This window comes from Burkholderia sp. Bp9016, assembly GCF_003857765.1.
Taxonomy (GTDB): Bacteria; Pseudomonadota; Gammaproteobacteria; order Burkholderiales; family Burkholderiaceae; genus Burkholderia.
The window spans coordinates 72,935-90,945 of sequence record NZ_QTPY01000010.1 but is presented as its reverse complement, the minus strand read 5'-3'; the positions used below and the strand labels follow the sequence as shown (position 1 = coordinate 90,945).

Annotated in this window: 16 protein-coding genes; 9 read left to right on the top strand and 7 right to left on the bottom strand. The window is 68.1% G+C overall.

Annotation, left to right across the window (positions count from 1 at the left end; all coding sequences use genetic code 11):
- Positions 1–216 precede the first annotated feature (216 nt).
- The 3 genes from DIE13_RS14300 to DIE13_RS14290 all read left to right on the top strand — a co-directional run bounded on the left by DIE13_RS14300 (position 217) and on the right by DIE13_RS14290 (position 2,412).
- Positions 217–1,137 carry a biotin--[acetyl-CoA-carboxylase] ligase gene (locus DIE13_RS14300; protein WP_124827806.1) on the top strand — a complete coding sequence of 307 codons (921 nt, stop codon included), beginning with the start codon at positions 217–219 and terminating at the stop codon, positions 1,135–1,137.
- On the top strand, positions 1,134–1,922 hold the full coding sequence (locus tag DIE13_RS14295; protein WP_124827805.1) for a type III pantothenate kinase: 789 nt from the start codon (positions 1,134–1,136) through the stop codon (positions 1,920–1,922). The genes DIE13_RS14300 and DIE13_RS14295 overlap by 4 nt, the downstream gene beginning before the upstream one ends.
- Before the next feature lie 247 nt (positions 1,923–2,169).
- Positions 2,170–2,412, top strand: coding sequence for a hypothetical protein (locus tag DIE13_RS14290; protein WP_124827804.1), 243 nt, complete (start codon positions 2,170–2,172; stop codon positions 2,410–2,412).
- 16 nt (positions 2,413–2,428) lie between these two features.
- On the opposite strand, the gene rfaE2 is transcribed toward DIE13_RS14290, so the two are convergent.
- The 6 genes from rfaE2 to DIE13_RS14255 all read right to left on the bottom strand — a co-directional run bounded on the left by rfaE2 (position 2,429) and on the right by DIE13_RS14255 (position 8,480).
- Positions 2,429–2,914 carry a D-glycero-beta-D-manno-heptose 1-phosphate adenylyltransferase gene (gene rfaE2, locus DIE13_RS14285; protein ID WP_096507457.1) on the bottom strand — a complete coding sequence of 162 codons (486 nt, stop codon included), beginning with the start codon at positions 2,912–2,914 and terminating at the stop codon, positions 2,429–2,431.
- A gap of 155 nt (positions 2,915–3,069) precedes the next feature.
- Entirely contained in the window at positions 3,070–3,948 is an 879-nt protein-coding gene (locus tag DIE13_RS14280; protein WP_124827803.1) for a diiron oxygenase, read from the bottom strand.
- Positions 3,949–4,433: 485 nt separating this feature from the next.
- A complete protein-coding gene (locus DIE13_RS14270; protein WP_124827802.1) occupies positions 4,434–5,660 on the bottom strand; it encodes a patatin-like phospholipase family protein in 1,227 nt (408 codons plus the stop codon).
- Between the two features lie 24 nt (positions 5,661–5,684).
- Positions 5,685–6,440 (bottom strand): PhaM family polyhydroxyalkanoate granule multifunctional regulatory protein, encoded by a 756-nt coding sequence (locus DIE13_RS14265; protein ID WP_124827801.1) that lies wholly within the window; start codon positions 6,438–6,440, stop codon positions 5,685–5,687.
- Between the two features lie 92 nt (positions 6,441–6,532).
- Positions 6,533–7,360: an enoyl-CoA hydratase/isomerase family protein gene (locus DIE13_RS14260; RefSeq protein ID WP_124827800.1), complete on the bottom strand. Its 828-nt coding sequence runs from the start codon at positions 7,358–7,360 to the stop codon at positions 6,533–6,535.
- A 127-nt stretch (positions 7,361–7,487) separates the two neighbouring features.
- Positions 7,488–8,480 (bottom strand): fumarylacetoacetate hydrolase family protein, encoded by a 993-nt coding sequence (locus DIE13_RS14255; RefSeq protein WP_124827799.1) that lies wholly within the window; start codon positions 8,478–8,480, stop codon positions 7,488–7,490.
- Between the two features lie 126 nt (positions 8,481–8,606).
- Between DIE13_RS14255 and DIE13_RS14250 the strand changes: the two genes are divergently transcribed.
- The 5 genes from DIE13_RS14250 to metH all read left to right on the top strand — a co-directional run bounded on the left by DIE13_RS14250 (position 8,607) and on the right by metH (position 15,520).
- On the top strand, positions 8,607–9,491 hold the full coding sequence (locus DIE13_RS14250) for an IclR family transcriptional regulator (protein ID WP_175770233.1): 885 nt from the start codon (positions 8,607–8,609) through the stop codon (positions 9,489–9,491).
- A 140-nt stretch (positions 9,492–9,631) separates the two neighbouring features.
- Positions 9,632–10,897: a DUF3108 domain-containing protein gene (locus DIE13_RS14245; protein ID WP_124827797.1), complete on the top strand. Its 1,266-nt coding sequence runs from the start codon at positions 9,632–9,634 to the stop codon at positions 10,895–10,897.
- 243 nt (positions 10,898–11,140) lie between these two features.
- Positions 11,141–11,398, top strand: coding sequence for a DUF3567 domain-containing protein (locus DIE13_RS14235; RefSeq protein ID WP_009693455.1), 258 nt, complete (start codon positions 11,141–11,143; stop codon positions 11,396–11,398).
- A 290-nt stretch (positions 11,399–11,688) separates the two neighbouring features.
- Positions 11,689–12,756 carry a homocysteine S-methyltransferase family protein gene (locus tag DIE13_RS14230; protein ID WP_124827795.1) on the top strand — a complete coding sequence of 356 codons (1,068 nt, stop codon included), beginning with the start codon at positions 11,689–11,691 and terminating at the stop codon, positions 12,754–12,756.
- Between the two features lie 46 nt (positions 12,757–12,802).
- Entirely contained in the window at positions 12,803–15,520 is a 2,718-nt protein-coding gene (metH, locus tag DIE13_RS14225) for a methionine synthase (RefSeq protein WP_175750972.1), read from the top strand.
- Between the two features lie 105 nt (positions 15,521–15,625).
- On the opposite strand, the gene DIE13_RS14220 is transcribed toward metH, so the two are convergent.
- Positions 15,626–15,949 (bottom strand): DUF1840 domain-containing protein, encoded by a 324-nt coding sequence (locus DIE13_RS14220; RefSeq protein WP_124827794.1) that lies wholly within the window; start codon positions 15,947–15,949, stop codon positions 15,626–15,628.
- 201 nt (positions 15,950–16,150) lie between these two features.
- Here DIE13_RS14220 and argS point away from each other — a divergent pair, with 201 nt between their 5' ends.
- Positions 16,151–17,932: an arginine--tRNA ligase gene (gene argS / locus DIE13_RS14215; protein WP_124827793.1), complete on the top strand. Its 1,782-nt coding sequence runs from the start codon at positions 16,151–16,153 to the stop codon at positions 17,930–17,932.
- Positions 17,933–18,011: the final 79 nt, after the last annotated feature.

Sequence of the window (18,011 nt, the reverse complement as noted above, 5' to 3'; positions counted from 1 at the left end):
TCGGCCGATTATGGTTTCCCAATAGGCATTCCAAAAACGCAAAAGGTACTGTTTTACGTGTGTCTATACACCTTCGTCAGGATGCATGCCCGCCCAGAGGAGCAACGGCACATTCGCGCTTGGTGCGTTACACCGATCTCCGCTCATGCTTCAAACAGTTCGACCACCGCCCGCTTACCGACGCGCCCCGGCCCCCCTGTCGCTACAATAGGCGCCATGAACGCCCCCACCTCCTCCGACACGCCCGATTCCGGCGACGCGCACATCGCGCGCAACCGGCTCGAGGCGCACCTGGACGCCGCGCCTCGCGCGTGGCCGCTCGACATCGTCGCCGCCACCGGCTCGACCAACGCCGACGTCGCAACCCGCCTCAAGGCACTGCCGCGCACCGCGAACGCGCTGCCCGCACCGCTCGTGCGCGTGGCGTTCGAGCAGACGGCCGGCCGCGGCCGGCAAGGCCGTCCGTGGTTCGCGCAGCCCGGCAACGCGCTGCTGTGCTCGGTCGGCTGCATCGTGCCGCGCGCCGTCGACGCGCTCGGCGGCCTGAGCATCGCGATCGGCGTCGCGCTCGCGGAAGGGCTCTCGGCGCTGCCGCTCGACGCCCGCACGCGCGTCGCGCTCAAATGGCCGAACGACCTGCTGCTGACGGCGACCGACGACGGCACGCCGCGCATCGTCGGCAAGCTCGCCGGGATCCTGATCGAAACCGTCTGGACCACCGCCGACGCGACCGCCGTCGTGATCGGCTTCGGCATCAACGTGCGCGGCGCGGAAGCCGTCGCCGCGCAGGTCGACGCGCTGCGCGCGCGCGAAGCGACGCTCGCGAGCGGGCTGCCGCCGGCCGCGCTGTCGGCCGCGTGCGCATCGGCAAACCTCACCGACACGCTCGCCGCCGCACTGAACGCACTGACGCCGGCGCTCGCGCAGTTCGGGACCGACGGGCTCGCACCGTTCCTGCCGCGCTGGCACGCGCTGCACGCGTACGCGGGGCGTGAAGTCGTGCTGCTCGAACAGGGCGTCGAACGCGTGCGCGGCATCGCGACGGGCATCGACGCAACCGGCCAGTTGCTGCTCGACACGCCGGACGGCATGCAGGCGATCGCGGCCGGCGACGTGTCGCTGCGCGAAACACAATGAGCGAACCGCATCTGCTGATCGACGCCGGCAACAGCCGGATCAAGTGGGCGCTCGCCGACGCGCAGCGCACGCTCGTCGACACGGGCGCGTTCGGCCATACGCGTGACGGCGGCACCGATCCCGACTGGTCGAGCCTGCCGCGTCCGCGCGGCGCCTGGATCTCGAACGTCGCGGGCGCCGACGTGGCCGCGCGACTGGACGCGTTGCTCGACGCACGCTGGCCGGGCCTGCCGCGCACGACGGTACGCTCGCGTCCCGTGCAGTGCGGCGTGACGAACGGCTATACGACGCCCGAACAGCTCGGCAGCGACCGCTGGGCCGGCCTGATCGGCGCGCGCGCGGCGTTCCCGGACGAACACGTGCTGATTGCGACGTTCGGCACCGCGACGACGCTCGAGGCACTGCGTGCGGACGGCCGCTTCACCGGCGGGCTGATCGCGCCGGGCTGGGCGCTGATGATGCGCGCGCTCGGCACGCACACCGCGCAGTTGCCGACGCTGACCACCGACATCGCGAGCGGCCTGCTCGCGGGCGCGCAGGCCGAACCATTCCAGGTCGATACGCCGCGCTCGCTGTCGGCCGGCTGCCTGTATGCGCAGGCGGGGCTGATCGAGCGCGCGTGGCGCGATCTCGCCGATGCATGGCGGGCGCCGGTTCGGCTCGTGCTGGCCGGCGGCGCGGCCGACGACGTCGCGCGTGCGCTGCCGCTGCCGCATACGCGGCACGATGCGCTGATCCTGTCGGGACTCGCGCTGATTGCCGCGGAAGCGGCGGCGCAGGATTGACGGAAAGGGGCTGGCAATGGCGCCGGCGGCACGGCCGAAAGCCCGTGCCGCGGGTTTCGCGACAGTAACGGCGGGCCTGCACGCATCGTGACCTGCCCCCACATGCAGACGGATGCCGACGGCAGCACGCATACGCGGCCGGGCCGCCGCAAACGGATCCATCGGCCGCAATGAAAAAGCCGGCCAAACGGCCGGCCCGACTGGACTGAATGGTGGAACGACTGACCAACGACGAGGAGCGTCGACGATGCTGCGCTGGCTGATCGCTGTTCTCTTTCTCGCCAACCTGTTCGCGTTCGTGCTGGTGCGCGGCGTGTTCTGGCCGCTGCCGGCAGCGGGCCCACGCGAACCGGGCGTGCTGTCCCGGCAGGTACAGCCCGACGCGTTGCGCGCGACGCCACTCGCGCAGGCGAGCGATCAACCCGTGATCGGCGGCCCGATCGCCGCGCCGGCCGTCACGGCCGAGCCGCTCGCGGCCTCCGCGCCCTGACGGCGCGAAACCCGCGTCAGGACTGCTGCGCGCGCACCTTCTTCAGCAGCGCCGTGGTCGAGCGGTCGTGCTCGAACGGAATCGCAAGCGCCCGCCCGCCCCAGCCGCGCACCAGCGCCGATTCCGGCAGCGCGTCCATGTCGTAGTCGCCGCCCTTCACGAGAATGTCCGGACGAACGGCATCGATCAGCGACACGGGCGTCTTCTCCTCGAACTTCACGACCCAGTCGACGCTTTCCAGCGCTGCGAGCAGCGCCATCCGGTCTTCCTCGCGGTTGATCGGACGGTCATCGCCCTTGCCGAGCATGCGCACCGACGCATCGCTGTTCACGCCGACGATCAGGCACGCACCGAGCGCCCGGGCGTCAGCGAGATACGTGACGTGACCACGGTGCAGGATGTCGAACACGCCGTTCGTGAACACGACGGGCGAAGTCAGCGACGCGCGCAGGGCAACGAGGGCGTCGCGGGTGATCAGCTTGCGTTCGAAGGTAGCGGGCATGACGGAGGTCGGGTGGAGTAAGCGATGCGCGTCGTGACGAAACACGGCGGCGCCAGATAAAAAGCCCGCCGGATGACCGGGCGGGCTTCATGCATGGATGCGGCGCGGCGATCCCTCCCGGCGCGGCTTCACGCCGGGAGCGATGCCTGTCGGCCTCAGGCCGGTTGCGCGGCCGACGACGGGCCGCTTTCGGACTGCAGGCGGCTCGTGACTTCCTTGCGGTAGCGGTTCAGCTCCTGCGCGGTCGCGAACGTGCGCTCGAACAGGATCGACAGGTTGTGCAGGATCCGTTCTACGACCTTCTTTTCCCACTCGCCGTCGAAGCGGATCTGCTCGTCGAGCCAGCGCTCGAGCCATTCCGGATCCGGCAGGCGCGACTGCACGGTGTCGCGCGGAAACAGCGCCTGGTTCACGTGCAGGTTGGTCGGGTGCAGCGGCTTCTCGGTGCGACGCGCCGACGCCATCAGCACGCCGATCTTCGCGAACGCCGCGCGCGCGACGTCGCCGCAGTTGTTCAGCGCCTTCTTCATGTAGCGCAGGTACGCGCCGCCGTGACGTGCTTCGTCGCGCGAGATCGTTTCGTAGATCTGCTTGATGACCGGCTCGGTGTGCCAGTCGGCCGCGCAGCGATACCAGTGGTTCAGGCGGATTTCGCCGCAGAAGTGCAGCATCAGCGTCTCGAGCGGCGGCGCCGGATCGAACTCGAAGCGCACCGCGTGCAGTTCTTCCTCGGTCGGCACCATTTCCGGGCGGAAGCGGCGCAGGTATTCCATCAGCACGAGCGAGTGCTTCTGCTCTTCGAAGAACCAGACGCTCATGAACGCGGAAAAGTCGCTGTCATGCTGGTTGTCGCGCAGGAACATCTCCGTCGCGGGCAGCGCCGACCATTCGGTGATCGCGTTCATCTTGATCGTCTTCGCCTGCTCGTCGGTGAGCAGTGAAGCGTCGAACTTGTCCCACGGAATGTCCTTCTCCATGTCCCAGCGGACAGCTTCGAGCGACCTGTAAAGTTCCGGATAAAGCATGGTGTTCATGATGGTCCCACCCCTGTTCTGCGCAATGCGACTTCTCTAAACGTGACTGTTGCCGCGTGGGCGCGTGCGCGCTTTTTTGCAGCCAAGACTCTAATTTTACGCGTGAATTCGCCCTCCGGACGCGGATTCCGCGTTCGGCAGCCGGGCGGCCGCGCTGCCGCCTCGTGACACGCCGCAGCCCCGCTCCACTCGAACGGAACCGGTTGCGCGTGCCTGATGTGGGGGCCGGCGCAAGCCGGCTCATTGGCGAGCCCGTCCCCTGCGCCACGCGGTTCCCGGGCGGGTTCCCGTGCGGCAGCCGGACCGGCGGGCTGCTCGATATGGTATATACGGCGGCGGCCATAATAGCATGCGCACATGACCGTTCCGAGACTCCAGCCCGGCCGCACGCCGCCAACCGTGGTGCGGCGATCGGTCGCGGGCAACCGTCGCGAAAATGCAACCCATCTGTAAGCATCGCGTCCCATGGGTGCATTCGATGCGCGTCAGACCCGCATTTCGCCGGCCGCGCGACCGTCTTCCGACGGCATGCCGGCCGCCGTCGCGCTGCTGCCGTCGGCATGCGCAATCCAGCCGGCCAGCGTCTCGCGCTGCGCACGCCCGTCGCGGTAGCCGAGCTCGATCAGCTCGCGCGTGAAGGCCTCCTCGAACAGCAGGTAGCTCGCGAACGACGCGCCGGTCGGCTGGCTGCCGCCGACCGCGCCGAGCAGCCCACGCATCGTCGCCGGCATCTGCTTCAGGTGTTTCGCGGCGATCAGCTCGATGCGCTCGGACGGCGCGATCGCGAGTACATCGACATGCCGCCAGCCGCTGTCCACCTCGACCTGTTGCGGCAGGTGCTCGATCATCCGGTTGATGTGCTCGATCCGCTCGATGTCCGAGCCGATCGAGTCGAGAAACACGCTGGCGAGCACCTGCTGGCCGATCTGCGCAAGCGTCGGATAGCCGCGCACCCGCCCCGAGCCGTTCGCGGCGGGAATCTCGGGACGCGGATCAGCCGCGCCGATCACGAGGATCCGGTCCGCGCCGAAGTGGATCGCCGGCGACAGCGGCGCGATCTGGCGGATCGATCCGTCGCCGAAGTACTCGACCTGCCCGTCGAGCACGAGCGGCACGGCCGGGAATACGAATGGAATGGCCGACGACGCAAGCAGGTGCGACGCCGACAGGTCGACGAGCCGTGCGGTGCGCTGCGCGCGCCGCCACGCCTGGATCGGCTCCGCGGCCTGGTAGAACGTCAGGTGCCGCCCGCTCGAATAGCTGAGCGCGGTGACCGCGAGCGCATGGAGCAGGCGGCCCTCGAGCATCTGCTCGATCCGGTGAAAGCTCAGCTCGCGCTGCAGCAGGTGCGCGAGCGGCGCGTTGTCGAGCAGTCCGCGCGGCGAGCGGCGCGCCGCCCAGCCGAAGGACATCGCCGCCAGCCAGCGCGCGCCCGCCATCGCGATGCCGAGCCAGTCGGTGCGATACACGTATTCGGCACGCAGCGGCTCCCAGAATTCGAGCAGACGGCGCACGCCGTGCGAAAAATCGTCCGCGTGGCTCGCGATCGACGTCGCGTTGATCGCACCGGCCGACGAACCGCACACGACCGCGAACGGCAGCGTATGCCGGTGCGGATCGGCCTCGCGCGCGATCTCCGCCAGCGCCTTCAGCACGCCGACCTGGTAGGCGGCGCGTGCGCCGCCTCCCATCAGAACGAGCGCGAGCCGCATGATCGACCAGCTACCGGGTTCGCGTCACGTCGAGCGTTTCGGCGGACGGGTTGCCGGCGACGAAGCGGCCGCCGCGCGCGCCGCGGCCGAGCCGGCCGGCTTCGCGCGCTTCGCCGCGGGCTTGCGCGGCGCAGCCGCAGCCGCTGCCGCTGCCGGTGCAGGCTGCTCGGCCTGCGCCGAGGCCGGCGGCGCTTCGCCAGGCGCGGCGGGCTGCGCGCCCGGCTGCGTCATCGCGAGGCTCGCGAGCTGGTTGAACTGCGCTTGCAGCAGGTTCCACCAGCCGGACGGATCGAACGCCTGCTGCGCGGCATCGCCTGCGGGCGGCGCGTCCGCGGCGCCCGCAGCAGCATCCGGCGCGGACGGTGCGTCGGCGCGCGGCGCGGACGCCGCCTGCGCGGCCGCGACGGCGGCCTCTTCGGCCGCCGACATCGAACTTTGTGCGAATGCGCCGAACGCGCGCAGCGTCGCGAGCGTCGCACGCTGCACCTCGAGCGCCTGGATCGCCGACTGCAGCATCCCGAGATTGAGCTTGAGCCATTGCTCGACCGCGCGCAGATCGGTGATCCGCTTGTCGAGCTCCTCGACGCTCGTGAGCGGCGCCATCATGTCGGACATGCTCGACAGCGACGGCGGCAACCCCGATGCCGCGCCGGGAAACGACGCCATTCCGCCGCCGAACGGCGACATCCGCATCATGTCCCACATCCGGTCGAGCATGTCGGCAGGCTTGAAACCGGCAAAACCGGCGAAAGGATTGGAACCGGAAGCATCGGTGGTCATACGGGCATCCTGTTTGGCTGGGGGAGCAAGGCGGCCGGCGCGCGGCGCGCAACCGTCTCTGGTTCGATCATAGCGCGCACCAGAACGGCACGTCAGAACGGTGCGTCGCCTCGGAAGTCGGGTGGACGCCGTTCGCGCAGCGAGCGGATGCCCTCCTGCACGTCGGGCCCGGAGAAGCCCATGAATTCGAGCGCGAGCGACGTATCGAACGTCGGCCCGGCCGAGCGCAGCCAGTTGTTCAACGCGTACTTGGTCCAGCGGATCGCCGGCTGCGAACCGTGCGCGAGCCGCTCGGCGACTTCGTATGCCTTCGGCAGCAGGTCGGCCGGCTCGACCGCGAGCGACACGAGGCCGATGCGCTCGGCCTCCTCGCCGCTCACCGGCTCGCACAGCAGCAGGTAGTACTTCGCCTTAGCCATCCCGCACAACAGCGGCCACACGATCGCGGCATGATCGCCAGCCGCGACGCCGAGCCGCGTGTGGCCGTCGATGATGCGCGCATCCTTCGCGGCGATCGAGATGTCGGCGAGCAGACCCGCGACGAGGCCCGCGCCGACGGCCGGCCCGTGCATCGCCGACACGATCGGCTTGCTGCAGTTGATCACGTTGTAGACGAGGTCGCGCGCTTCGCGCCACACGCGGGCGCGCACGTCGAAGTCGTTCGCCATCGCCTCGACGAGCGCGAGATCACCGCCCGCCGAAAAGCCCTTGCCCTCGCCGCGGATCACCGCGACGCGCGTGTCGGGATCGCGATCGACGTCGCGCCAGATATCGGCGAGCTCGCGATGCATGCGCTCGTTCGCGGTCGCGAGGCCGCTGCGGTTCGCGCCCTCCCCGCTCATCACGATGTCGAGCACGCCATGATCGCGGCGCGTCACTTTCAGTGCTTCGTAACCGCCGTATGCGGCGAGATCGGCCATGCGCAGCTCCCGGGTTCCTGAAATGCGTCGAACGTTTGAAACGTCTGAATCGAGTGTAGCCAAGCCCGCGCGGGCAAACATCGGGCGAAACCCGGCGCGCGGGCCGAAGCCGGGCTTCGCATGGGCATCAGGCCGCGCCGTCGGGCGGCGCGACCGACTGCTCGATCGCGCCGAAGATCGACTTGCCGGCCGCATCGAACATCTCGATGCGCACGGTGTCGCCGTAGCGCATGAATTCGGTCTGCGGCGCGCCGTGCTCGATCGTCTCGAGGCAGCGCTTCTCGGCGATGCAGCAGTAGCCGCGCTTCGCATCCTTGTTCGACACCGTGCCCGAGCCGACGATCGAGCCGGCCCGCAGGTTGCGCGTCTTCGCCGCGTGCGCGATCAACTGGCCGAAGTGGAACACCATGTCGGTGCCCGCGTCGGGCTGGCCGACCTTCCTGCCGTTCCAGTGGACGATCATCGGCCGGTGCACGCGGCCTTCGCGCCATTCCTCTCCGAGCTCGTCGGGCGTGACCGCGACCGGCGCGAACGCGGTGGCGGGCTTGCTCTGGAAGAAGCCGAAGCCCTTCGCGAGTTCGGCCGGAATCAGGTTGCGCAACGACACGTCGTTCACGAGCGTGACGAGCCGCACGGCCTTCAGTGCTTCGTCGGGCGACGCGCTCATCCGCACGTCGCCGGTAATCACCGCGACCTCGGCCTCGAAATCGATGCCCCACTCCTCGGACGGGCACACGATGTCGTCGCGCGCGCCGAGGAAGTCGTCGCTGCCGCCCTGGTACATCAGCGGATCGGTCCAGAACTCCGGCGGCATGTCGGCGCCGCGCGCGCGGCGCACGAGTTCGACGTGGTTCACGTACGCGGAGCCGTCGGCCCACTGGAACGCGCGCGGCAACGGCGCCATGCAGTTCGCCGCGTCGAACGCAAACGCGTTGCGCGCGCGGCCGTGATTCAGCGCGTCGTACAGATCGCGCAGTTGCGGCGCGTAGAACGCCCAGTCGTCGAGGACGCGCTGCAGCGTCGGCGCGATCGCATCGGCGATCGCCGCGGTGTGCAGGTCGCGCGACACGACGATCAGTTGGCCGTCGCGCGTGCCGTCCTTCAGCGATGCAAGTTTCATGGGGTATCTGCCGTTGTAGTGACGATGGAGGGAATCTATTTTACGATGGTGAATCCCTGCGGCGCGCCACGATCGTGCATGCCGTTTCCGTCCCGACCCTTGCCGCATTTTCGCGCCCCGTTGCCCATGCCCGCCAGCCCGCTTCCCGACGACGATCTCGCCGATTCCGATACCGACGACGCCGGCTCCGGCGACGGCGGCGAAGGCGGCGAAGGCGGCGAAAAGGTCCGCTCCGGCATCCAGTCGATCGAGGTCGGCTTTCGCCTGCTCGACGTGCTGACGAGCGAGCCGCGCGCGATGATGCTGCGCGACCTCGCGCAGCGAGCGGGCATGAGCCCCGCGAAGGCGCACCGCTATCTGGTGAGCTTCTCGCGGCTCGGTGTCGTGTCGCAGGATCCCGTCTCGGGCCGCTACGAGCTCGGCGGCTTCGCGCTGCAGATGGGGCTTGCACGGCTCGCGCGCGTCGACGGCGTGAAGCTCGCGCGAATCGCGCTGACCGAGTTGCGCGACCGCCTCGACCAGACGGTCGGCATCGCGGTGTGGGGCAACCAGGGGCCGACGATCGTGCACTGGATGGAATCGAGCCACCCCGCGAAGGCATCGCTCAAGCTCGGCGACGTGATGCCGCTGCTCGGCTCCGCGACCGGCCTGCTGTTCGCCGCGTACCTGCCGCGCAGCAAGACCGCCGCGATGCTCGAGCGCGAGCTCGCCGATACCCGCCGCTCGCCGCATCACGGCGGCCCGCGCACGCTCGCCGAAGTCGATGCGGTGCTCGCCGACGTACGCGCGCATCAGGCCGCGCGCGTCGAAGGGATGCTGCTGCCCACCATCCACGCGTTCTGCATGCCCGTGTTCGACGCGGTCGGCGAACTCGCGCTCGCCGTCGTCGCGCTCGGCCAGGAAGGCTCGTTCGACATCGCATGGGGCGGCGAGATGGACACGGCGCTACGCGCATGCGCGCAGAAACTGTCGTACGAACTCGGCTATAGTCCGGACGCGCGCGACGCCTGACCCGCGACGCGCGCAACACCCGACACCCGCGTGAAATCCGCGCGATGCGCCGCGAACGCGCGGGGCATCCGGCGGTCCGATTCGTGTACCGCGCAGCGCGCGGTGCGCCACGACCGCCCCAACCCTGTTCCGATGCGCCGATGCCGCCAGCCGCCACCCGTCCTCGTCACGCCCTGCCCCGCCACTGGCTGCGCGCGGGCGTCGCGCTCGTCGTCGTGCTGGTGCTGCACGCGCTCGCAGCATTGTGGCTGACGCGCAATCGCGCATCGTTCTCGCCGCCCGCGCCCGCCGACGTGCCGGTACAGATCGAACTGCTGAAGCCGCAGCCGATCGAGCGCCAGCCGGCGCCGAAGCCGGCAGCGCATCCAGCCGAAGCTGCGCCGGCTAAGCGCCCGTCCGCCGCACCGAAACCCGCACCGGCGCGGGAACCCGTCCTCACGTCGACCCAAACGGCCGCGCACGGCGAACCGCCGCCGGCCGCCGCCTCCGCCACCTCCGCCGCGAGCGACACGGCAGGCGCGTCGGGCGCGCAGGCGGCGTCGGCTGGCGCTGCGAGCGGCGCCGCGACGCCGGGGCCCGCCACGAGCGGCGTGAAGTTCTCCGTGCCGCCATCGGGCGACCTGCAGTACGACACGTTCTACAACGGGATGCAGAACATGATCGGCACGATCCACTGGCGCACCGACGGACGAGTCTACGATCTGGCGGTGTCGATGCCGGTGCCGTTCGTCGGCCCGTTCACGTATCGCAGCGAAGGCCGGATCGACGCATTCGGCATCGCGCCCGACCGTTACGTAGAAAAGCGCGGCCGGCGTCCCGAGGACATCGCGATCTTCAACCGGGAAATCCATCAGGTCGTCTTCACGCGCACGCCAAACAACGCACCGCTGCCCGACGGCGTGCAGGATCGCTTCAGCATGCTGATGCAGTTGTCGGGGCTCGTGCGCGGCAATCCCTCCGCATACAAGCCGGGCGTCACGCAGCAGTTCTTCGTGATCGACAACAACAGCGGCGAAACCTGGCCGATCGCCGTGATCGGCGACGAGGACGTGCAGACCCAGACCGGTATCGTCAGGGCCCGACACTTCATGCGCCTGCCGCGCCGCGACGGCGACACGCGCCGCATCGACATGTGGCTCGCGCCGTCGCTCGGCTGGCTGCCCGCGCGGCTCGTGCAAACGGAGCCGAACGGCGCGCAAATCGAGCTGCTGTGGCACGGCACGCTGGCGCCGCCGGGTGTACCCTCTGGAGGTGGAGTCGACAGCGACGCAACGAGCGGATCTGCGAGTGCGCCGGCGTCGGCCGCGCAACCGGCGCAACCCGAGGCTCAACCCGCGCCGTCGGCCGCCGAGCAACCGCCCGCGCCACCGGCTGCAACGCCTGCGTCGTCGACGGCCGGGCCGTGAATGCGACAAATCGGCAATTTCGACCGATTAAAGTGCTGACGGAAATGGCCGATGACACTCTTTAACAACTATTTCAGTACACCGGACGACAATAAGAAACGTTTGATAGACATCGGCTTCTAACCGATACACCCCACGCAAACGGGAGACCGGGGTGTGCAGCGCAAGCCCCTTGAAACCGGCAAGGCCTGCCCCATCTACGGGACAACAAGGCCAGATGCCACTGCGAAGAGGAGTGCCGCCATGCAAATGATCTACAACAGCCCCAACTACTGCGTCGTCGAATTTGCGCCGCAGGCCGGTCACCATCTGATGAATGCCGGCGGATACGAAATCGTCGACAAGAACGCGCAGCGCGAGATCTTCATCGACGGCGAACTTGCCGAGCGATTCCGCGCACACGTGAAACAGCTGATCGAAGAGGAACCGTCGCTCGACGAAGTGGACGAATTCCTCGGACAGTTCGACAGCCTGATGATGATGCCGGTCGTCCTGCACTGAACCCTGAGCGGCCCGGCACGGCGCCGGGCCATTCACCGCGCCGCTGGCGCGGTGCCGCGAGCACTCCGATCCAAGCCCCCGTCCGGTTCGCCGGCGGGGGTTTTCGTTTGGTGCGGCGGCACGCGGCGACGCCGCGGCCTCGTCGCAAGGACAACGCTCGTGCGCATGTGCCGTGCCGCCGCATCCGCGTCGACCGCATGCGCAACCCGCGTGCCACGCCGCGCGAGGCCGGACGGCGGCCCGGCGCACCGGCTACAATGACGGTTTTCCCGTCTTCGCCGGTCTCCCCCATGTCTGCGACCCCTCTCGCCGCTTCCGCCCCGCTCGACGCGCACTACACGCGCGGCGCCGAACTGCCTGCGCTGCTGAAATCGCGCATCCTGATCCTCGACGGCGCGATGGGCACGATGATCCAGCGCTACAAGCTCGACGAGGCCGCGTATCGCGGCGAGCGCTTCAAGGACTTCCCGCGCGACATCAAGGGCAACAACGAACTGCTGTCGCTCACGCAGCCGCAGATCATCCGCGAGATCCACGACCAGTACTTCGCGGCCGGCGCGGACATCGTCGAAACCAACACGTTCGGCGCGACGACGGTCGCGCAGGCCGACTACGAGATGGAAGACCTCGTCGTCGAGATGAACATCGAATCGGCGAAGCTCGCGCGCGAATCGGCCGCGAAATACACGACCCCGGACAAGCCGCGCTTCGTCGCGGGCGCGATCGGGCCAACACCGAAGACGGCGAGCATCTCGCCGGACGTCAACGACCCGGGCGCGCGCAACGTCACGTTCGACGAGTTGCGCACGTCGTACTACCAGCAAGCGAAGGCGCTGCTCGACGGCGGTGTCGACCTGTTCCTGGTCGAGACGATCTTCGACACGCTGAACGCGAAGGCCGCGCTGTTCGCGCTCGACGAACTGTTCGAGGACACCGGCGAACGCCTGCCGATCATGATCTCGGGCACCGTCACCGATGCGTCGGGCCGCATCCTGTCGGGCCAGACGGTCGAGGCGTTCTGGAATTCGCTGCGTCACGCGAAGCCGCTCACGTTCGGCCTGAACTGCGCGCTCGGCGCGGCGCTGATGCGCCCGTACATCGCCGAGCTTGCGAAGCTGTGCGACACCTACGTGTCGTGCTATCCGAACGCGGGCCTGCCGAACCCGATGGCCGAAACCGGCTTCGACGAGACGCCGGACGTCACGTCGGGCCTGCTGAAGGAATTCGCGCAAGCCGGGCTCGTGAACCTCGCCGGCGGCTGCTGCGGCACGACGCCCGAGCACATCGCCGAGATCGCAAAGGCGCTCGCCGACGTGAAACCGCGCCGCTGGCCGAGCCAGTATAGCGACGCCGCCTGACCGACCGCCTCAACGCCCGCCCTACCTCATACGAATTCGCACCGCCATGACCGATCACACGATGCGCCTTGCCGGCCTCGAGCCGTTCAACGTCACATCCGGGACGCTTTTCATCAACGTCGGCGAACGCACCAACGTCACCGGCTCGAAGGCGTTCGCGCGGATGATCCTCAACGGCCAGTTCGATGAGGCGCTCGCCGTCGCACGCCAGCAGGTCGAGAACGGCGCGCAGGTAATCGACATCAACATGGACGAGGCGATGCTCGATTCGAAGGCGGCGATGGTGCGCTTCCTGAATCTGATCGCGTCGGAGCCGGACATCGCGCGCGTGCCGATCATGATCGACTCGTCGAAGTGGGACGTGATCGAGGCCGGCCTCAAATGCGTGCAGGGCAAGGCGATCGTGAACTCGATCTCGCTGAAGGAAGGCGAGGAAGCGTTCCGCCACCACGCGAACCTGATCCGCCGCTACGGCGCGGCAGCGGTCGTGATGGCGTTCGACGAAACGGGCCAGGCCGATACCTACGAACGCAAGACCGAGATCTGCAAGCGCTCGTACGACTTCCTCGTGAACGAAGTCGGCTTCCCGCCGGAAGACATCATCTTCGACCCGAACATCTTCGCGGTCGCAACCGGCATCGAGGAACACAACAACTACGCGGTCGACTTCATCGAGGCGACCCGCTGGATCAAGCAGAACCTGCCGTACGCGAAGGTGAGCGGCGGCGTGTCGAACGTGTCGTTCTCGTTCCGCGGCAACGACCCGGTGCGCGAGGCGATCCACACCGTGTTCCTGTACCACGCGATCCAGGCGGGGATGGACATGGGCATCGTCAACGCGGGCCAGCTCGGCGTGTACGCCGATCTCGACGCGGAGCTGCGCGAGCGCGTCGAGGACGTGATCCTGAACCGCCGCGACGACTCCACCGACCGGCTCCTCGAAATCGCCGACAAGTTCAAGGCGGGCGGCGCGAAGAAGGAAGAGAACCTCGAGTGGCGCAACCAGCCGGTCGAGAAGCGGCTCTCGCACGCGCTCGTGCACGGCATCACGAACTTCATCGTCGAGGATACGGAAGAGGTGCGCGCGAAGATCGCCGCGGCCGGCGGCCGCCCGATCAACGTGATCGAAGGCCCGCTGATGGACGGGATGAACATCGTCGGCGATCTGTTCGGCCAGGGCAAGATGTTCCTGCCGCAGGTCGTGAAGTCGGCGCGCGTGATGAAGCAGGCCGTCGCGCACCTGATCCCGTTCATCGAGGAAGAAAAGCGGCTGCTCGCGGAAGCGGGCGGCGACGTACGCGCGAAGGGCAAGATCGTCATCGCGACCGTGAAGGGCGACGTGCACGACATCGGCAAGAACATCGTGTCGGTCGTGCTCCAGTGCAACAACTTCGAAGTGGTCAACATGGGCGTGATGGTCCCGTGCAACGAGATCCTCGCGAAGGCGAAGGTCGAAGGCGCGGATATCATCGGCCTGTCGGGCCTCATCACGCCGAGCCTCGAGGAAATGGCGTACGTCGCTTCCGAAATGCAGCGCGACGACTACTTCCGCGTGAAGAAGATCCCGCTGCTGATCGGCGGCGCGACGACCTCGCGCGTGCACACGGCCGTGAAGATCGCGCCGCACTACGAAGGCCCGGTCGTCTACGTGCCCGACGCATCGCGCTCGGTATCGGTTGCGTCGAACCTGCTGTCGGACGAAGGTGCGGCGAAGTATCTCGACGAACTGAAGTCCGACTACGAACGCATCCGCGACCAGCACGCGAACCGCAAGCAGCAGCCGATGGTCACGCTCGCCGACGCGCGCGCGAACAAGACCAAGGTGGACTGGGCCGGCTACACGCCGGTCAAGCCGAAGTTCATCGGCCGCCGCGTGTTCAGGAACTACGACCTGAACGAGCTCGCGAACTACATCGACTGGGGTCCGTTCTTCCAGACCTGGGATCTCGCCGGCCCGTACCCGGCGATACTGAACGACGAGATCGTCGGCGAATCGGCGCGGCGCGTGTTCTCCGACGCGAAGTCGATGCTCGCGCGCCTGATCCAGGGCCGCTGGCTGACCGCGAACGGCGTGATCTCGCTGCTGCCGGCCAACACGGTCAACGACGACGACATCGAGATCTATACCGACGAGTCGCGCTCGGAAGTGCTGCTCACGTGGCGCAACCTGCGCCAGCAGAGCGTGCGCCCGGTGGTCGACGGCGTAATGCGCCCGAACCGCTCGCTCGCCGACTTCATCGCTCCGAAGGAGTCGGGTGTGGCCGACTACATCGGGATGTTCGCGGTGACGGCCGGCCTCGGCGTCGACGTGAAGGAGAAGCAGTTCGAAGCCGACCACGACGACTACAGCGCGATCATGCTGAAAGCGCTCGCGGACCGCTTCGCGGAAGCGTTCGCCGAAGCGATGCATGCGCGCGTGCGCCGCGAGCTGTGGGGCTACGCGAGCGGCGAGACGCTCGACAACGATGCGCTGATCGCGGAAAAGTACGTGGGCATCCGCCCGGCGCCGGGCTACCCGGCCTGCCCCGACCACCTCGTGAAACGCGACATGTTCGCCGCGCTGCATGCCGAGGAGATCGGGATGAGCGTGACCGATTCGCTGGCGATGCTGCCGGCCGCGAGCGTGTCGGGCTTCTATCTGGCACACCCGGACAGCCGGTATTTCTCGGTCGGAAAAATCGGGCAGGATCAGCTCGACGACTACGCGCAGCGCATGGCGCTGTCGCAGGACGACGCGCGCCGCGCACTCGCGCCGCAGCTCTGATCGATCCCCGGGCAGCCGCCGGTTTGATCGGACAAAAAGCAAAAAGCCCGCTCGATAGCGGGCTTTTTGCTGCGGTGCGAACCTGCGTCCCGCGCGCAGCGGGGCTCAGAAGCCCCAGTGCACGTCCGCCTGGCCGGCCTTCGCTTCGCGCAGCATCATCAGGAACGGCGCGACGCGCTGCGCCAGGTTCGGCGGCACTTCGTGGTGCGCGTGGTCGGCATCGTCCTCGTGGAAATGGCCGGCGTGCTCGGCACGCTCCTGCCTGGCCTGGGCGACCGCCCCTTCCAGCTTCGCGATCGCGCCGTCCAGTTCGTCGTGCGTAATGACGCCGCGTTCGCCCAGCTGCTTGCCGACGAGGCTCAGCACGTACACGGCAAAATCCTTCAGCACATCGAGATCCTGTGCCGCCTTGCTCTTGAACGTAATCATGACAATTCCCTTTTCATCTTGTTGTGCCCGCGCGGCGCGGTTGGGGAACGCCGGCAGGCCGGCGTCCGGCCTCCGCGGACGCGGGGCGCCTGATCGGCATATTAGCACCTGTTAAAATTCTGCGATCCCTGAAACGCGCGCCCGAAAAGCGCGCCGGCAGGCCGGCGTTTCCGGCCGCCACCAACGAAGCCTTCTACCAGCATGCTGCCAGCACACAAACAGACCCTCGAAGCCCTGCTCGCGGATAGCGTCACGCAGGTCGCTCACGCGCTGAAAGGCGCCGACACGGCGTTCGTCGCCCCGACCATCACGCTGGAGCGCCCGAAGGCCGCCGCGCACGGCGACGTCGCGTGCAACGTCGCGATGCAGCTCGCCAAGCCGCTCGGCACGAACCCGCGCCAGCTCGCCGAACGGATCGTCGCCGCGCTCACGGCCCAGCCGGCCGCGCAAGGGCTCGTCGAGGCCGCCGAAATCGCCGGCCCCGGCTTCATCAACCTGCGCCTGACGGCTGCCTCGAAGCAGGCGGTGATCGCCGCCGTGTTCGACCAGGGCCGCGCGTTCGGCACGTCGGACCGCGAAAAAGGCAAACAAGTGTTGCTCGAATTCGTGTCGGCCAACCCGACCGGCCCGCTGCACGTCGGCCACGGCCGCCAGGCGGCGCTCGGCGACGTGCTCGCGAACGTGATCGCGAGCCAGGGCTACGCGGTGCACCGCGAGTTCTACTATAACGACGCGGGCGTGCAGATCGGCAACCTCGCGATCTCGACGCAGGCGCGCGCGCGCGGCCTGAAGCCCGGCGACGCGGGCTGGCCGGAAGCCGCGTACAACGGCGAATACATCGCCGACATCGCGCGCGACTACCTGAACCGCGAGACGGTCGCCGCGAAGGATGGCGAGCCGGTCACCGGCGCGGGCGACATCGAGGATCTCGACGCGATCCGCAAGTTCGCGGTCGCGTACCTGCGTCACGAGCAGGACATGGATCTGCAGGCGTTCGGCGTGAAGTTCGACCAGTACTATCTCGAGTCGTCGCTGTACAGCGAAGGCCGCGTCGAGAAGACGGTCGACGCGCTGGTCAAGGCCGGCATGACCTACGAGCAGGACGGCGCGCTGTGGCTGCGCACGACCGACGAAGGCGACGACAAGGATCGCGTGATGCGCAAGTCCGACGGCACGTACACGTACTTCGTGCCGGACGTCGCGTACCACGTGACGAAATGGGAACGCGGCTTTACGAAGGTGATCAACATCCAGGGTTCGGACCACCACGGCACGATCGCGCGCGTGCGCGCCGGCCTGCAGGGGCTGCACGTCGGCATCCCGAAGGGCTATCCCGACTACGTGCTGCACAAGATGGTCACCGTGATGCGCGACGGCCAGGAAGTGAAACTGTCGAAGCGGGCAGGCAGCTACGTGACGGTGCGCGACCTGATCGAATGGTCGGGCGGCGCGGTGCCGGGCCAGGAAGCGGCGCCGGACCTGATCGACGAGGCGACCATCACGCGCGGCCGCGACGCGGTGCGCTTCTTCCTGATTTCGCGCAAGGCCGATACCGAGTTCGTCTTCGACATCGACCTCGCGCTGAAACAGAACGACGAAAACCCGGTCTACTACGTCCAGTACGCGCATGCGCGGATCTGCTCGGTGCTCAACGAACTGAAGTCGCGCTACAACGTCGAAGCCTCGCAGCTGCCGGGCGCCGACCTGTCGCAGCTCACGAGCCCGCAGGCCGTGTCGCTGATGCAGAAGCTCGCTGAATATCCGGACATGCTTACGCACGCGGCAAACGAACTGGCACCGCACGCCGTCGCGTTCTATCTGCGCGATCTCGCTGGCGAATTCCACTCGTTCTACAATGCGGAGCGCGTGCTCGTCGACGACGAAGCGCCGCGCAATGCGCGCGCAGCGCTCCTCGCCGCGACGCGGCAAGTGCTCGAGAATGGTCTGGCGGTGCTCGGCGTGTCCGCGCCCGCCAAGATGTAAGCGGCCCGAACCGGGCAGCGAATGGCCGCAGCAGCGCCCGCCGCCGGCGCGCCTGCCGCGGCCTTTTCACGATTCTTTT

Bases quoted from the DNA above. Each gene is read 5' to 3' on its own strand.
- DIE13_RS14300 (WP_124827806.1), top strand. From the start codon at position 217: ATGAACGCCCCCACCTCCTCCGACACGCCCGATTCCGGCGACGCGCAC.
- DIE13_RS14295 (WP_124827805.1), top strand. From the start codon at position 1,134: ATGAGCGAACCGCATCTGCTGATCGACGCCGGCAACAGCCGGATCAAG.
- DIE13_RS14290 (WP_124827804.1), top strand. From the start codon at position 2,170: ATGCTGCGCTGGCTGATCGCTGTTCTCTTTCTCGCCAACCTGTTCGCG.
- rfaE2 (WP_096507457.1), bottom strand. From the start codon at position 2,914: ATGCCCGCTACCTTCGAACGCAAGCTGATCACCCGCGACGCCCTCGTT.
- DIE13_RS14280 (WP_124827803.1), bottom strand. From the start codon at position 3,948: ATGAACACCATGCTTTATCCGGAACTTTACAGGTCGCTCGAAGCTGTC.
- DIE13_RS14270 (WP_124827802.1), bottom strand. From the start codon at position 5,660: ATGCGGCTCGCGCTCGTTCTGATGGGAGGCGGCGCACGCGCCGCCTAC.
- DIE13_RS14265 (WP_124827801.1), bottom strand. From the start codon at position 6,440: ATGACCACCGATGCTTCCGGTTCCAATCCTTTCGCCGGTTTTGCCGGT.
- DIE13_RS14260 (WP_124827800.1), bottom strand. From the start codon at position 7,360: ATGGCCGATCTCGCCGCATACGGCGGTTACGAAGCACTGAAAGTGACG.
- DIE13_RS14255 (WP_124827799.1), bottom strand. From the start codon at position 8,480: ATGAAACTTGCATCGCTGAAGGACGGCACGCGCGACGGCCAACTGATC.
- DIE13_RS14250 (WP_175770233.1), top strand. From the start codon at position 8,607: ATGCCCGCCAGCCCGCTTCCCGACGACGATCTCGCCGATTCCGATACC.
- DIE13_RS14245 (WP_124827797.1), top strand. From the start codon at position 9,632: ATGCCGCCAGCCGCCACCCGTCCTCGTCACGCCCTGCCCCGCCACTGG.
- DIE13_RS14235 (WP_009693455.1), top strand. From the start codon at position 11,141: ATGCAAATGATCTACAACAGCCCCAACTACTGCGTCGTCGAATTTGCG.
- DIE13_RS14230 (WP_124827795.1), top strand. From the start codon at position 11,689: ATGTCTGCGACCCCTCTCGCCGCTTCCGCCCCGCTCGACGCGCACTAC.
- metH (WP_175750972.1), top strand. From the start codon at position 12,803: ATGACCGATCACACGATGCGCCTTGCCGGCCTCGAGCCGTTCAACGTC.
- DIE13_RS14220 (WP_124827794.1), bottom strand. From the start codon at position 15,949: ATGATTACGTTCAAGAGCAAGGCGGCACAGGATCTCGATGTGCTGAAG.
- argS (WP_124827793.1), top strand. From the start codon at position 16,151: ATGCTGCCAGCACACAAACAGACCCTCGAAGCCCTGCTCGCGGATAGC.